The following is a 15,562-nucleotide window of genomic DNA, read 5'->3' as shown; positions in this document are numbered from 1 at the left end:
CGCGCGCTTAGCTAATAATATGACGAGCGATAATAACAGAGATGCCTCTAACATATGCAGCGTTGGCACTAGCGATGAGCGAGATTCCGACCGTGCCCGAACCCATGGCGTTATACCCATCTTTTTCTGATGTTCGCTCATTTGCCGCGAATCGGCATTTTGCGCAGTTTTTTACCTAAAAATTAGGCGAAAATCCGCTGGCCTGACTTGAAATGTTTACCGTGTAGTTATCAGCGCACGCCTTGAAAACAGATGCAGGGAAGCGTCAAGCCATTGATTTTATTGGTGAAGAAAATATGTATAACGATATGGCTTTCAGGCGCGGCGAATAGATGGCAATCCCTGGCAACGCAGCCAGGGATAACGCTCAGGCCCGCGATCCCGGCCCGCTCTTAAACAGCGCTATCCCACGGCGCCGACAAGCGCACGGCGCAGTTGATCAAGCCCACCATCGAATAAGTCTGCGGGAAATTGCCCCACATTTCGCCCGTGACGGGGTGCGTGTCTTCCGACAGCAAGCCCAGGTGGTTGCGCGCCATTAACATCGTCTCGAAGATTTTGCGCGCTTCGTCCTTCCTGCCGATGCGCGCCAGCGCGTCGATGCGCCAGAAGGTGCAGATGTTGAAGGCTGTTTCCGGTTTGCCGAAGTCGTCGGGCGCTTCGTAGCGGCGCATGTAGGGGCCGTCGCACAGCGATGCTTCCAGCGCGTCGACTGTCGCGATAAAACGCGGGTCCATGGGGTCGATGAAGTTGACTTCCGCCATCAGCAGCACGGACGCATCGAGGTCGCGCCCACCCAGGCTTTCCGCGAAGGCCTGGCGCTCTTCGCTCCACGCTTCACGCAGCAGGCGCTCACGGATCAGCACGGCGCGGCTGTTCCAGTGGTCGGCGCGGTCCGGCAAGCCCAGCTTATGCGCGACCTTGGCCAGGCGGTCGCAGGCGGCCCAGCTCATCAGCATGGACGAGGTATGGACGCGCGCCCGCGTGCGCAGCTCCCACATGCCCGCGTCCGGCTCCGCATGCAGGCGGAAGGCCTGGTCGCCCACGGCTTCCAGCGCGGCAAACTCGGCCTTGCCGGCCCGGTGGAACAGCCGGTGGTCGAGGAAAGCCTGCGCCGCGCCTAAAACAATGTTGCCGTACACATCGTGCTGGAAGTGTTCCTGCGCCTGGTTGCCCACGCGCACGGGACCATTGCCCCGGTAGCCGGGCAAGTGGTCCAGCGTCGATTCGGGCAATTGCTCTTCCAGGCCGATGCCGTAAAGGGGCTGGATGTGGCCGCCCTTCGAGCGGGCGACGATATTCGTCAGCCAGCGCAGATACTCTTCCATCGTGCCCACTTCCGACAGGCTGTTCAGGGCGCGCACGACGAAGAAGGCGTCGCGCAGCCAGCAATAGCGGTAATCCCAGTTGCGGCTGCTGCCGGGCGCTTCGGGAATGCTGGTGGTCATGGCGGCGATGATGGCGCCCGTGTCTTCATATAAAGACAGCTTTAACGTGATGGCCGCGCGAATGACCACGTCCTGCCATTCCAGCGGTACGGCCAGGCGGCGCGTGTAGGTGCGCCAATAGTTGATGGTGTCCTTTTCGAAGATGCGCGCCGTCTCGTCGATGCCGCCGGCCAGGGTTTCATCGGGGCCCAGCAGGAAGTTGGCCGTGCCGCCCAGCACGAAATAGGTTTCGCTCAATACATAGTTGAGTGACACATCGGTGTTCAGGCGCAAGGTCTGTTCCGGTCCCACGTAGCGGATGTGGTGGCTGCCCTGCGTGATCTGCGGCGCCAGCCTGCCCCAGTCGTAGCGGGGGCGCAGGCGCACGCGGATGCGCACGGCGTGGTCGAGCGGGCGCACGCGGCGGATCAGCATCAGCGGGCGGAACATGCGGTCGCGGCTGAGGAATCGGGGCGCGAAATCCGTGATTTCCACGCCGCGCCCTTCGGTGTCGTACAGGCGCGTGCGCAGTACGGCCGTGTTCGGCTCGTAGAATTGCTCGCTGCGGGCAAAGTTTTCAATGTCGATGCCCCACACGCTGCCGTTTTCCGTCGCGTCCAGCAGGCCGTTGAAGACGGGATCGCCATCGAAACGGGGCAGGCAGGACCAGACCACTTGCCCGGCCTGGTCGATCAGGGCGCTGAAGGCACAATTGCCCACCACGCCGCAGTTCAGGGACGCTTGCGCGGGCGGCTTGCTGCCAACGGGCGCGCCGCCGGGGGTGTCATAGGATGTCGTCATGGTCTATTCCTTCGAGGTCGGGGATACGGAGGCGGCCAGCAGCGCGGTGCGCAAGGCGCCGGGGCTGGCCAGGCGCAGGGTGGCGGCGCTGGGGCCGAGGCCCACTTTCACGCCCTGCCCGCCAACTTGTTGTACAAAGGCAAAGCCTGCCTCGTCGGTGGTGTCGTCGCCCGCGAACACGGGCCGGCGGCCGGCAAACGGGGTTTCGCGCAGGAAGGCGGCGATGGCGCCGCCCTTGTCGGTGGCGGCCGGCTTGGCTTCCAGGACCATTTTGCCATGCAACAGCAACACCCCCGGGCACGCTTGCACGGCCGCTGTCATTTCCTGTAAGCACAAATGTTCGAGTTCGGGCGCCAGCCGGTAATGCAGGGCCACGGCACCGCGCTTCTGTTCCACCAGCAAGCCGGGTTGGACAGCGGCCAGCGCCTGGGCACGGGCCAGCACGGGAGAGACATCGGGTGTGGCAGCCACATGCAGCGTTCCATCGACGCCGCGCCGCTCCACGCCATGCACACCGGCCACCGGCAGGATCAAGGGCGCCAGCATGGCATCGATCTGCGCCACCGGACGCCCGGAAATGAGGGCCAGCGCCCCGCCATGGCGCTCGGCCAGCAGCGCCAGCGCTTCCACCACGCCCGGCTCCAGGCGCACGCCATCGGGCGTGGGCGCCAAGTCGACCAGGGTGCCGTCGAAGTCGAGGAAGACGGCTGTTCCGGGTGCACTCAACAGTTGCAACAGGGTCGCGCTATCGTCAGGCATCTCCGTCATCAAAGCCCCTTGCGCCGCTTGATGCGGCTGTGGGCGTCGATCTTGGTCATGACCTTGTCGCGCTGGCGCAAGCGGGCCGCGTCCAGCAGCATGCGCCCCGCCCAGCGGTAGACATTGAAATGTTTCACACGTGCCCGCATGCTTTTCATGCGTTCGCGCTGTTCCACGGGCGGCATCACCAGGCCACGATACAGGGCATCGGCGCCCTGCTCGATGTGGTACGGGTTGATGATCAGCGCTTCATGCAGCTCGCGCGCGGCGCCCGTGAATTGCGACAGCACCAGCACGCCCAGCTCGTCGTCGCGCGCGGCGATGAATTCCTTGGCCACCAAATTCATGCCGTCATGCAAGCTTGTGACCATGCACACCTCGGAAGCGCGGAAATAGCGCTGCAAGTCGTCCTGGCCATGATGCTCCGCTTTCAGCAGGATGGGTACATAGCTGCCGCTGCCGAAGCGGCGGTTGATGCGCTCGACCATCTTGCGCACCCTGGCATCAAAACTTTGATATTCATCGAGCGAAGCGCGGCTGGGGGCGGCAATTTGCACGAAAGTGAAATTGCCGACCATGCCGGGCTGCTGTTCCAGCATGCGCTCGACGGCCTGGAAGCGCTCGACGATGCCTTTGGTGTAATCGAGGCGATCGACGCCAATGCCCAGCAAGTGGTCGGGCGCCACGCCCAGTTCGGCGCGGATTTGCGCGCGGCAGGTGGCCACGTCGGGCTGCGCCGGATTATCCTCGGGCCAGGCAATGGAGATAGGGTAATCCTCGACCTGCGTCATCTCGCCGCCGTAGGAAATCGTGGATGCCTCCGGTTCGATGCGGGTTTCCAGGTAGCGATCCACCGTTTCGAGGAAATTCTTGCGGTGAAACGGCGTGTGGAAACCGAGGATGGTGCTGCCCAGCAAGCCGTCGAGAATTTCCTCGCGCCATGGGCAAATGCCGAACGATTCCGAGTTCGGCCAGGGGATATGCCAGAAAGTGATGATGGTCGCCTTCGGCAAGGCTTCACGCACCATGCGGGGCAGCAAGGCAAAGTGGTAATCCTGCACCAGCACGACGGGGTTGTCCGTCTTCGCCTCGGCAATCACGGCGTCGGCGAAGCGGCGGTTGACCTTCACATACTGCTCCCAGTCGGACGAGCGGAACACGGGGCGCACGTGGGCGATATGGCACAGCGGCCACATGCCTTCATTAGCAAAACCATAATAGTAGCCCTGCTCTTCCTCGTCCGTCAGCCACACGCGGCGCAAGGTATAGCTGGGGTTATCGGGCGGCACGGGCACGTGGTCGAGCTTATCGACCGTCTCGCGGTCGGCGGAACCGGCGCCATGCGCGATCCACGTGCCGGAACAGGCCCGCATCACCGCTTCCACGGCCGTCACCAGGCCGCTGGCCGGACGCTGCACGGTAATGCCGGCATCTGTTTTGGTGTGGATATACGGTTCGCGGTTCGACACCACCAGCACCTGGTCGCCCTGCAAGTCCGCTTCCAGCAGCGCGCGCAGCTTGTCCGGCGTCCAGTCGGATGACCAGCCGCTGTCGCCCTGGCGTTCCAGATGGTATTCCTGCAGCAGTTCGCGCAAGTCGCCGATCAGCGGCTGCATTTCCGGCGGCGGCGCGGGCGCGGTGGCGGGCGCCGTGGCGGTGGCCACTGCGCCATTACTTTTCGGCAGCAATTCGCCCCGTAAAATATCCTTGACGGCGGACAGCCAGCCGCGCCAGCTCAGGTGGGCGACGAACACGGTCATCAGGGAAATCAGCACGGCCAGCACGGCCAGGAAGGCAAAAATGAAGCGTTTGGTGTCGGTATTGCGGCGCTCGACAAAGCTCATGTCCTGCACCAGCACCAGGCGGCCCAGCTGGGATGCATCGTGCATGACGGGCGTTTCGCTGAGGTGGACTTGCCCTTGCGGCAATTGCGCCAGGGATTTGTACAAGCCGCCCGTGGGAGGCGTGCTCCAGCAGCCGATGGAGGCCGGGTATTGCGCGGATTGGTACAGCAAGTGGCCCGCATTGTCGCAAAAGCCGATGGCGATCAGGCGTTCGTCGCGCGTGGCGCCCTGGAACAGTTCACCGATGCGCGTGGCATCTTGTGCGGGCAGGTAGTCGGTGAGTGAGGGGCGGAGGGTTCCAGCGAGCAATTCCGCCCGGCTGTCGAGGTCGCGCACATACCAGCGCAAGGTAATATTATCGAGCAGGGGTACCACAATATAAGCAAACAATCCCAGCACCAGGGCCAGCGGCAGGATGAAGCGCAAGGACATTCGGAGTGATCGTACTATCATCGTTTTCCTTTGCAGACATGAACAACCATTGCAAGTATGGCTATATTTCCAATACGGCGGCGCGCGTTTGCTTTGCGTATTGAAACGTCAACGTGGCATGGCGCAGCGCAGCAATTACTTGCAGTATCCACGTTGATGCAAGTCTTATCCGTACGGCAACGCACGCCCCCGTGACGCCATCTGCCCGTAAAATACCCGCTTCCGACATCCATTTCACCAATAACGAAGGAGTTTTCGCCTATGGATCTCAGCACGTTTCACTCGCTGATGGGAGGCCCGCTGCGTTCGGCGCTGACCGTGCTCGTTTCCGCCCTGCTCGTCACCCTGGTCGCCATCGTCGTGCACCGGGCCGGCATCGGTTTGCTGAAAAAACTCGCCAATGGCCACGCGCTGGCCAGCAACGTCGCGCGCGTGGCCTTCCGCGCCAGCCAGCTGTGCCTGATCGTCTTCGGCCTGCGCATGGTGCTGGCCAGCGCGCCCGACGACACGCCGGGCCTGGTCGCCATGTCGCATGTCACCAGCGTGGCGCTGATCATCGCGCTGACCTGGCTGGCCATGCAATGCATCGAGTCGCTTTCCATCACAATTTCCCAGATCAACCCCGTCGACGCGGCCGACAACCTGCGCGCGCGGCGCCGGATCACCCAGGCCCGCGTGCTGACGCGCAGCGCGCACGCCATCGTGGTCCTGCTGGGCCTGTCTTTCGTGCTGCTGACCTTGCCCGGCGCGCGGCAGATCGGCGCCAGCCTGCTCGCTTCGGCCGGCGTGGCGGGCCTGGTGGCCGGTATCGCCGCCCGCCCCGTGCTCGGCAATTTCATTGCAGGGCTGCAAATTGCGTTCTCTCAACCCATCCGCATCGACGACGTGCTGATCGTCAATGGCGAATGGGGCACGGTCGAGGAAATCAAGGGCACCTACGTGGTCGTGCGCGTGTGGGATGAACGGCGTTTGATCGTGCCGCTGCAGTGGTTCATCGAAAATCCGTTCGAGAACTGGACGCATACCTCCTCGGACATCCTGGGCACGGTGTTCCTGTGGCTCGATTTCAGCGTCCCGATCGAACCGCTGCGCGCGGAACTGACGCGCATCTGCGAAGGGGCCAAGCAATGGGATGGGCGCGTCTGCACCGTGCAGGCGACGGATTCGAACGAGCGGGCCGTGCGCGTGCGCTTTCTGATCAGTGCAGTCGATTCCGGCACGGCATTTGAATTACGCTGCCTCGTGCGCGAGCAGATGCTGGCCTTTATCACGAGCAATTATCCGCACAGCCTGCCCCGCTTGCGCTCCACGCACGACCCCATCGAGGTACATGGCATGCAGGCGCAGAACGACAGCGTGTCGCCGTACAAGGCTGAGAATAAGGCGTAAAAAACCCTGCGGCGCGCTGCCCTTGCCCATGCGCCGCTAAAATAAGGCGCATGAGCACCACCGCCTGGTTCATCCTGATCGGCTGCCTGATGCTGGCGCGTGGCCTGGGCGCCGACCGCATCGCGCGCCTGCCCTTGACTTCGGCCATGGCTTACCTGGGCGTGGGCCTGCTGCTGGGGCCCATGTTCCTCGGCCTGTTTGCGTTCGACCTGCTGCAGCAGGCGCCCCTGCTGGCAACCCTGACGGAAATCGCCGTCCTCATCTCCCTGTTTTCCGCCGGTGTCAAGATGCCCGTGCCCTTCAGCCTGGCGCGCTGGCTGCCCTCGCTGCGTCTGGCCTGGCTGTCGATGGCCATTTCCGTGGCCCTGGTGGCCGCCTTTGCGTACCTGGTGCTGGGCTTGCCGCTGGGCGCGGGCGTGCTGCTGGGCGCCATCCTCGCGCCCACCGACCCCGTGCTGGCCACCGACGTGCAGCTGCGCCATGCGGGCGACAGCGAGCAATTGCGCTTCATCCTGACCAGCGAAGCGGGCATGAACGATGGCAGCGGCTTTCCTTTCGTCATGCTGGGACTGGGCTTGCTGGGCCTGCATGAACTGGGGCCGCATGGCGCCACCTGGCTGTGGCGCGATTTGGTCTGGGCCAGCGGCGCCGCCATCGCCCTGGGCGCGGCCGGCGGCGCGCTGCTGGCCTGGCTGGGCTGGCAGGTGCGCGCCAAGGAGCCGAAACACGCGATGCTGGACGACCTGGCGGCGCTGGGTTTGATTGCCCTCGTGTATGGCGTGGCCACCTGGCTGCACGCGTGGGGTTTCCTGGCCGTGTTCTTTGCCGGCGTGGCCTTGCGCCAGACGGAACTGCGACTGGCCGGCGCGCCCAAAGACCGGCAAGGCTTGCTGCAAGCCGAGGCAACCCATGCCGTGTCCGCCATTAAACCGCACGCCAGCGAGGTGCCGCTGACCGTCAGCGGCGAATCGCTCGTCTTCAAGGAGCACCTGGAACGTCTGTCCGAACTGACCCTGGTGCTGTTGCTCGGTGGCACCGTCACGGCGGCGGCCTGGAGCTGGCAGGCCTGGAGCGTGGCGCTGTTCCTGCTGCTGGTGGCGCGCCCGGCCAGCGTGATGCTCGGTTTATTAGCGTCGGGCACCAGCGTGCGCCTGCGCGGCCTGGCCGCGTGGTTCGGCGTGCGCGGCATCGGCTCGCTGTATTACCTCAGCTATGCCATCGCGCATGGCTTGCCGCGCCCCCTGGCGCGCGAACTGGCCGACATCACCGTGGTCGTCGTCATCGTCTCCATCGTCGCGCACGGCCTGACCGTCAAACCCCTGCTGGAACGCTACTGGCGCAAATAACTGGTGCAAATAAGCGCTGGCCGGCCCCTTTGTCATTGCTGCAGAGCAATGATTTGTCAATTGCCCCTATGGCGGGCGAAAATATTGTTAAGATAATTAAAATTGGCAAAAGAGAGAATCAATGAAACGAAGAAGCGTGCTGGGACTCGGCGTCTCACTGGCCCTGCTGCAAACGGGCTGCGCCACCGATCCGGCCCGGTTGGCGTGGGAAACGGAATTTGACGGCTTCATGCGCGATGGCCTGGCCCGCACGGAAACGCCGGGCATGAGCGTGGCGGTGGTGCGCGGCGAGCAAACCATCTTTGCGCGCGGTTATGGCTGGGCCGACATCCAGGCCGGCAAGAAGGCCGATGCCAATACGGTGTTCCATGTCGCCTCCGTCAGCAAGCTCGTCACGGCCACGGCCGTCATGATGCTGCTGGAACAAGGTGCCTTCCAGCTCGACGACAAGGTGGCGGCCTATCTGGACTTCCCGCTCATGCATCCGAAGTTTCCCGACGTGCCCATCACCTTTCGCCATTTGCTCAATCACACCTCGGGCATTTCCGATGCCGTGTACGAAAAGACGACGGCGTTTGCCGTGCAGGGCGACCCGCGCTTACCGCTGCGCGACTTCGTCAAGGGCTATCTGTCGCGCGGCGGCGCCTGGTACGACGCGGATGTGTCGTTTGCCTCCCGGCCCGGCACGGAATGGCGTTACAGCAATGTGGGTATCGCCCTGCTCGGCTATCTGGTAGGCCGGCTTAACCCCGACGGCCTCGACGCCTTTGCGCAGGAGCACCTGTTCGAACCGCTGGGCATGGACAGCACGGCCTGGAACCTGGCCGGCTTGCCGCGGCGCGCCGTCGTGGCCCAGCCGTATGCACACAAGGAGCCGGGCCTGCAAGTGCTGCCGCCCGTCGGCTATCCGGACTGGCCGGCCGGCCTGCTGCGCAGCTCGGCGCATGACTTTGCCCGTTTCCTGGCCATTTTCAGCAATGGCGGCCGGGTCGATGGCCACCGCTATCTGCAAGATGCCACCCTGCAATTGTTTTTTGCCCCGCAAACGGCCCCCGTCGTGCCTGCCGACTCGTCCGTGCGGCAAGCTTTGGTGTGGCTGCTGCGCGATGTCGACGGCAAACCGCTGGCCACGCACAGCGGCGGCGACCCGGGCGCCGCGTCCGTCGTCTGCGTCGACCGCGCCAGCAGGACAGCCGTGCTGGCCTTCGCCAACGTCAGCGCCGACAAGGAGTTTCGTTCATTCCAGAAAGAAGTCGTGCTGCGCCTGCTCGCGCATGGGGGCAGCGGCGTGCCAGTTGTCAGGAAAAGCTAGGCGCCGAACCAGCCGCGCAGCTTGTCGGCGGCGCGCTCCTTGACCTCGGCCGTGATGTAGGTGGCGACCGTGGCGACGGCAGCCGCCAGCACGGCCAGGTCGTCCGCATAGCCGACCACGGGCGTGATGTCGGGAATCGCATCGATGGGCGAAATGAAATAGCCGAGCGCGCCATAGATGGCCGTCTTGGCCCACAGCGGGGTATTCGGCTGCTGCGCCGCGTAGTACAGCCACAGGGCTTTCTCGATGACTTCGCGTCCCGCCGTCTTGGCGAACTTGACGACCTTGTCCCAGAAGCTGTCTTCCGTGTATTTCTTTTCATACTGCTTGTCGGCCTGGGGGGCGTGGTCTTGTTCCAGATTCTTTTTTCTGCCAAACATCTGCTGCTCCTGTCTGCCGCGCACGGCGTTACGAATGCGCACCTTAGCATAACGGCGCGCCGGGTGCGCGGCGTGCAAGGTAAGCTATCGTCATGGAAATATCTGCCACCGCCACGGCCCGCGCCGCCGGCCTGCGCTACACGGGCGACCATCAGAGCGGCATCGCCCGCCTGGGCCAGGCCGGCAAATTCCGCTACCGCGACGCGGATGGCCAGCTCCTGCGCGATGCCGCCACCTTGACGCGCATCAAGGCACTGGCCATTCCGCCGGCCTGGACGCACGTGTGGATCTGCCCGCACGCGAATGGCCACCTGCAGGCGACGGGGCGCGACGCGCGCGGCCGCAAGCAATACCGCTACCATGCGCGCTGGTGCAAGGTGCGCGACGAAGTGAAATATGCGCGCATGCTCAGCTTTGGCCGCGCCCTGCCCGCCATCCGCGCCGCCGTCGCGCGCGGCATGCAGTTGCCCGGTTTGCCCCGTGAAAAAGTGCTGGCCACCATCGTGCATTTGCTGGAATTGACGATGATGCGCATCGGCAACGAAGAATATGCGCGCACGAACAAATCGTTCGGCCTGACGACCCTGCGCACGCGCCACGTGCAAGTCGACGGCAGCGCCGTGGCCTTCCACTTCAAGGGCAAGAGCGGCGTGCGCCACGCTATCCGCCTGAGCGACCGGCGCCTGGCCAGGGTGCTGCAGCGCATGCGCGAGCTGCCGGGACAGGAACTGTTTCAATATGTCGATGAGGATGGTGCGCGCCACGGCGTCGATTCGGGCGACGTCAACGATTACCTGCGCGAGGTGACGGGCGAAGACTACACGGCCAAGGATTTCCGCACCTGGTCCGGTACCTTGCTGGCCGCGCTGGCCCTGCAGGCGTTCGAGCAGGTCGATTCCGATGCGCAAGCGAAGAAAAACATCGTGCAGGCGATCGAATCGGTGGCAAAGAAGCTGGGCAACACGCCGACGATCTGCCGCAAGTGCTATGTGCACCCGGCCGTGCTGGAGGCGTATCTGGATGGCAGTTTGTTGGAAGGCCTGCGCGCGCGGGCGCGGCAGCAATTGCAGGACGATTTACCGGCGCTGGCGCCGGAAGAAGCGGCGGTGCTGGCCTTGCTGCAGCAGCGCTTGCAGGCTGGTGTCAAGCCTGGCGGCCAGGCTGGCAGTGTGCCGACAGTGTGAGGGCATCGCTGCTGCAGACTGGCAAGGCGCCGTGGCCCACGTCGCGCGCCACGGGCGCCGGCGCGGCATCGGTCGTCTGCGCCTCGCCCGTATTCATCCAGGTGGCCGCCAGGGTCGACAAGGTGAACAGGCAGATCACCAGGAACGGCTTGTTCAAATGATTGGGCTTGGCTGGCTTGGACATCGCATACTCCGTCGAAATGGTTGGCTGTTGCAGCATGGACACGATCATCGTGTGTTTCCGCAAGGCATACAATCAGACAGTTTCGACAAGATGGGTAGGACAGCGCTGACATGCTCAGCCGTATGGGCCAGTGTCGGCAGATTTGACACCGGCGCCAGCCTCCTCCAGCCAAGCCCTTGTTTTTACAGCACAATGTGTACGGGAACGCTTCCTGCTTGACCTCTTGCCTGGGCACGCTTGGCGCCAGTCAACGGGGGGAACGATCATGAGCTTTATCAAATGGGCGCTGCTGGCACTGCTGCTGTGCGCCATGTCCGCCGCGCATGCCACCAGCATCGGCTACACGGCAACAGCGCTGGGCGGCACGCAGTGGCGCTACGACTATACCGTCAGCAATACCACGCTGGCCGTGCCCATCGCCGAATTTACCCTGTTCTTCAGCGTGGGGCAGTACGCCAATCTGCACGACATTTCCACGGCACCGGGCTGGGACGTGCTGCTGGTGCAGCCCGACCCCGCCATTCCCGCCAGCGGCTACTTCGATGCGCTGGCACTGGCCGGCGGTGTCAATCCCGGCGCCACGGCCACGGGCTTTTCCGTCACCTTCGATTATCTGGGCGCGGGCAGCCCCGGCGTCCAGCCGTTTTCCATCCTCGACCCCGTTTCCTTCATCGAGCTCGATACGGGCCTCACGCAGGCGGCCGCCGTCGCCCTGCCGTCCACGCCATGGCTGCTGCTGGCCGGCGTGCTGGCCATGGCCTACCTGTGCCGCCGGCAGCTGGCGGGCGCCGCGCTGGCCCCCTTGCTGGCCGTGGGCCTGTGCGCCTGTGGCGGCTCGAATGACCCGACGCAGCCGCCCGCGCCGAAAGTCATGCTGGCCGCCGCAGCGGCTACCAGCTCCACCGCCCAGGCCGCCGGGGACTTCGAAGTGACCTTGCTGGAAAAAGTGGGCGAGCAGCGCGTCAGCCGCACGGTCTGGGACTATACCTATCGCGTGCACATCCGCAACAACAGCAGCGCGGCGGCCAGCAATGTGCAAGCCGTGCTGGCCAGCGCGCCCGCAGGCAGCATCATCCTCGATGGCGAGGTGCTGGCCGGCAACATCGACGCAGGCGCCAGCGTCACGCCCGCTGACACCATCACCCTGCGCATCGAGCGCAGCATCGCCTTCCAGAGCACTGGCCTGACGTGGACCTTCAGCGCCAACGCCAGCTTAGCCCTCGATCCCGTGCGGCCCGCGCAAGTGGTGACGCTGTCGCTGGCCGAGCTGGGCTTTACGGACGGCGCCGACAGCGTCAAGGTCAGCGGCGCCGTCACGGACGTGCTGCTGCAGGACGGCAGCCTGCGCTTTTCCACGCCCGGCGACACGGGCGTGGACCAGCATGCGAAATTTTCCCTCAGCAAGGGCAACAAGGTCACCACCCTGGACCTGCTGATCCAGACGGAACTGCCCACGGCCGTGGAAACCTATGTGGAGCCAGACGACGACGGCAACTTGCCGGCCACCGCGCCCGTGCTGGCCATCACAGGACTGGGGCCGAACAACCGCCTGCAGCCGGGCGCCCTGGCGTTCCGCCTGGTGGGCGCGCCGCCGCTGGCCCTGCAGGACGACAGCGACGGCTTGCTGTCGACCCCGAATGGCCTGGCCATCAGCCTCAAGACCTACTGGACGTTCGATGCGGCCAGCGGCACCTTCAGCATCAGCGCCACGGCGATGCAGCAATTGCTGGCGTCCTTGCCCAACGGCAGCTATGACCTGAACCTCAATGTCGTCTCGCAGGATGGCGAATTCACGGCCAGCTATGCCTTGATCGTCGTCAAGTCATCTACCTCGCTGCAAGGCCAGCTGCGCACACCGGCAGGTGGCAATGCCACTGGGCTGGCCGGCAAGAAGATGTTATTGGCTGGCTACAACAACCACCAGCGCCAGGTAGCCGTGGTTGACGCCACGGGCGCCTTCCACTTCGATGGCGTGCTGCCCGACACTTACCAGCTGACCTTGAACGACCTGGTCCACCCGAACGTGGTCAGCGTCAGCGCCGTCGTCTTCGGCAACAGCAGCACCGTCAGCGTCGGCATCGTGTATCCCTACGCGCCCGGCCTGGCCCAGCGCACCGCCACGGCGCAAAGCTATGTGGCGGGCACGGTCACGCAGGATGGCGCCGCGCCGCCCGCGCGCGCGGTGCCGGCCAGCCCCCGTGCAGGCGACTTCACGCCGCAGGATGACGAAGGCAGCAAGACGTTTACGGCCACGGCGGCCGCGCAAAACCAGACCATCACCTCGCCCGTCGCCTTCACGGTGCCCAAGGGCACGAAAAACGTGGGCGTGAAAATCACCGTCAGCACGGCCGAATACCCCGTCTACACGACGGCGCAAAGCCAGTATAACGATACCTGGTCGTACGCCGTGACGGGGCTGCCAGGGGTCAACCTGGCCGCCACGGGCGCCGTCAACCAGACGCATTACACGCAGGGCAGCATCGTCAGGACGGAATGCGTCGATGTCAGCAAGCAAACCCAGGCTGGCGCTTTGAGCCTGGGCGGCAACGTCAGCGCCACGAATATCGGCGACAGCGCCCTGGCCACCGTGACGACGGTGGAACTGAGTCTCGTGTGCAAGGGTTTGAAGGTGACGCAGGCGAAGTTCAGCTCGCCGAACCAGGCCGCCCGTCCCGTGCTGCAGCCGATCAAGCTGACCGGCAATCTGCCGGGGCCGTATGTATCCGTGTCGCAAGGCGCGGCTACCGGCACGCACACCTTGCCGCTGGAATTGCACTACACGCCGGCGGCGGCGACGATTACGGAAGTCAATATCGGCATCTCGTCCGGCGGCGGCGATCCCGCCTTCAGCACGGAGAATTTATTGTCCCAGGCCAATACCAAGAGCGCGGGCAAGGTGACATTCCCCAGCCTGGTGCTACCCGCCTTTGCCGGCGCAAAACTCGACAAGAAGGCCGTCGTCACCTTGCGCCTGAAGGGCAAAGTCGACAATACGGACGCCAGCTCCGATCCGGCCGAAGGGGGGCAAGTGGAATTCAAGGGCGACACGGCCTACATCCCCCTGTACCTGGCCAACAACGAGGCGGCGCTGGCGGCGCGGCGCTACGGCACGCGCGATGCGGGTGGCGATTCGTGGGCCACGCGCCTGGCCATCGCCTGGCTGGCGGGCAAGGCCTACCGTTTCGACGACATCAGCGGCCAGCATGTGACGCAGACGGCGGCGGGCGATTCCATCCTCGGCCACCGCGGCCACAGCGACGGCCAGCAGATCGATTTGCGCTACGCGGACGGCGCGGGCGGCTACTCGGATGCGCTGGGCGGGCAGAACAATGGCGCCGCCATTCACCAGCTGATCCTCGACGCGAAGGCGGAAGTGGCGGCCAACCCCGCGCAAAAGCCGAAACTGGCGGCCCTGCTGGCGTGGATCGCGGCGAACCGCGCCATGCTGGCCCAGGAAGCGGCGCCGGCCAGCACGCGCGTCATCTACATCGGCCCCAGCTTCGTCAAGCTGGCGCTCGTCGACGGGCGTTTTTCCGCCGCACCGGCCGACAAGATTCCCGGCGCGGGGAGCTGGATCAAGCCGATCAAAGTGCATATCGAAGCGGGACACCTGAGCCACTGGCACATCAGCCTGACGGCCCATCCGTGACGCCGCGACAGATTCAGGCGGGCAAGTCGGACAGTTCCAGCTCCGAAAACCCGGCCCGGCGCCGCGCTTCCAGGTTGAACGGGCCGCGCAAGGTGGGCGCTTCGTAGCGCAGCGCCAGTTCGGCATACGTGGCGCGCAACTCCAGGCCGCGCTGGTCGCACAGGTAGCCATACCAGCGGTTGCCGATTTCCACGTGCCCCACTTCATCGCGCAGGATGATGTCGAGGATGGCGGCGGCGGCCAAATCTCCCGCCTGGGCCAGCTTGGCGCGCAGCGGTGGAATCGCATCGAGGCCCCGCGCTTCCAGGGTGCGCGGCACCAGCGCCATGCGCGCCAGTACGTCGCCGCGCGTCTTGTCGACCATTTCCCACAGGCTGTCGTGGCCGGGGAAATCGCCATACGTGTGGCCCAGCACCTGCAGATGCGCCTGCAGCATGGCAAAGTGCGTCGCTTCTTCCTTGGCCACGCGCAGCCAGTCCGTGTAGTACTCGGTAGGTAAATCCGGAAAGCGCCACAGGGCGTCCAGCGCCAGGTTCATGGCATTGAACTCGATATGCGCGAGCGCATGCACCAGCATGGCGCGCCCTTCCGGCGTGATCATCGAACGCCGCCCCACCAGGCGCGGCGGCACCAGTTCCGGACGCTCGGGCCGGCCCGGCACGGGGCCGGTGGGCGCCAGCGGCGCCTGCGCATCGAGCGAAAGCTGCGCCTCGGCCATGGCCGCCACCATCGCCACCTTGGTGGCCGGGTCCGGTTCGAGCAGGCAGGCGAGCGCATAGGTGCGCAATTCCTGCGGCGCGGTGAAGGTCAGTGGGGATGTTGCGTGCATGGTGCTTCCTTCGTGCGCGTTCTTGA

General features: G+C 64.7%; 11 protein-coding genes. 5 read left to right on the top strand and 6 right to left on the bottom strand.

Features of this window, described 5'->3' with window-relative positions; translation table 11 throughout:
* Positions 1–392 precede the first annotated feature (392 nt).
* The 3 genes from C8C92_RS14020 to C8C92_RS14010 are packed head-to-tail and all read right to left on the bottom strand — an operon-like array spanning position 393 to position 5,284.
* Positions 393–2,228, bottom strand: coding sequence for a glycoside hydrolase family 15 protein (locus tag C8C92_RS14020; protein ID WP_116744279.1), 1,836 nt, complete (start codon positions 2,226–2,228; stop codon positions 393–395).
* Positions 2,229–2,231: 3 nt separating this feature from the next.
* The gene (otsB, locus tag C8C92_RS14015; protein ID WP_116744278.1) at positions 2,232–2,996 is read right to left on the bottom strand and encodes a trehalose-phosphatase; all 765 of its coding nucleotides are present in this window, start codon (positions 2,994–2,996) and stop codon (positions 2,232–2,234) included.
* Positions 2,996–5,284, bottom strand: coding sequence for a trehalose-6-phosphate synthase (locus C8C92_RS14010; RefSeq protein WP_165829440.1), 2,289 nt, complete (start codon positions 5,282–5,284; stop codon positions 2,996–2,998). Before C8C92_RS14010 ends, otsB begins: the two co-directional genes overlap by 1 nt.
* A gap of 240 nt (positions 5,285–5,524) precedes the next feature.
* Here C8C92_RS14010 and C8C92_RS14005 point away from each other — a divergent pair, with 240 nt between their 5' ends.
* The 3 genes from C8C92_RS14005 to C8C92_RS13995 all read left to right on the top strand — a co-directional run bounded on the left by C8C92_RS14005 (position 5,525) and on the right by C8C92_RS13995 (position 9,310).
* On the top strand, positions 5,525–6,652 hold the full coding sequence (locus tag C8C92_RS14005; RefSeq protein ID WP_099763964.1) for a mechanosensitive ion channel domain-containing protein: 1,128 nt from the start codon (positions 5,525–5,527) through the stop codon (positions 6,650–6,652).
* A 50-nt stretch (positions 6,653–6,702) separates the two neighbouring features.
* Positions 6,703–7,998 (top strand): cation:proton antiporter, encoded by a 1,296-nt coding sequence (locus tag C8C92_RS14000; protein WP_116744276.1) that lies wholly within the window; start codon positions 6,703–6,705, stop codon positions 7,996–7,998.
* Between the two features lie 121 nt (positions 7,999–8,119).
* A complete protein-coding gene (locus tag C8C92_RS13995; RefSeq protein WP_099763966.1) occupies positions 8,120–9,310 on the top strand; it encodes a serine hydrolase domain-containing protein in 1,191 nt (396 codons plus the stop codon).
* Here the strand turns inward: C8C92_RS13995 and C8C92_RS13990 are convergent.
* Positions 9,307–9,690 carry a DUF1232 domain-containing protein gene (locus C8C92_RS13990; RefSeq protein WP_099763967.1) on the bottom strand — a complete coding sequence of 128 codons (384 nt, stop codon included), beginning with the start codon at positions 9,688–9,690 and terminating at the stop codon, positions 9,307–9,309. The genes C8C92_RS13995 and C8C92_RS13990 overlap by 4 nt on opposite strands.
* Positions 9,691–9,782: 92 nt before the next feature.
* On the opposite strand from C8C92_RS13990, the gene C8C92_RS13985 reads away from it, so the two are divergent.
* Positions 9,783–10,874, top strand: a complete 1,092-nt coding sequence (locus C8C92_RS13985; protein WP_116744275.1) for a DNA topoisomerase IB — start codon at positions 9,783–9,785, stop codon at positions 10,872–10,874.
* Here C8C92_RS13985 and C8C92_RS13980 read toward each other — a convergent pair.
* Positions 10,834–11,058 (bottom strand): hypothetical protein, encoded by a 225-nt coding sequence (locus C8C92_RS13980; protein ID WP_165829437.1) that lies wholly within the window; start codon positions 11,056–11,058, stop codon positions 10,834–10,836. The genes C8C92_RS13985 and C8C92_RS13980 overlap by 41 nt on opposite strands.
* 265 nt (positions 11,059–11,323) lie before the next feature.
* On the opposite strand from C8C92_RS13980, the gene C8C92_RS13975 reads away from it, so the two are divergent.
* The gene (locus tag C8C92_RS13975; RefSeq protein ID WP_116744273.1) at positions 11,324–14,707 is read left to right on the top strand and encodes a hypothetical protein; all 3,384 of its coding nucleotides are present in this window, start codon (positions 11,324–11,326) and stop codon (positions 14,705–14,707) included.
* Between the two features lie 13 nt (positions 14,708–14,720).
* Here the strand turns inward: C8C92_RS13975 and C8C92_RS13970 are convergent, their stop codons facing one another.
* Complete coding sequence (locus C8C92_RS13970) at positions 14,721–15,536, bottom strand: ferritin-like domain-containing protein (RefSeq protein ID WP_116745957.1); 816 nt, start codon at positions 15,534–15,536, stop codon at positions 14,721–14,723.
* Between the last annotated feature and the right edge of the window lie 26 nt (positions 15,537–15,562).

Source organism: Janthinobacterium sp. 78 (assembly GCF_003096775.1).
Classification (GTDB): Bacteria; Pseudomonadota; Gammaproteobacteria; order Burkholderiales; family Burkholderiaceae_D; genus Janthinobacterium; species Janthinobacterium tructae.
This window is presented reverse-complemented; position numbering and strand designations above follow the sequence as displayed.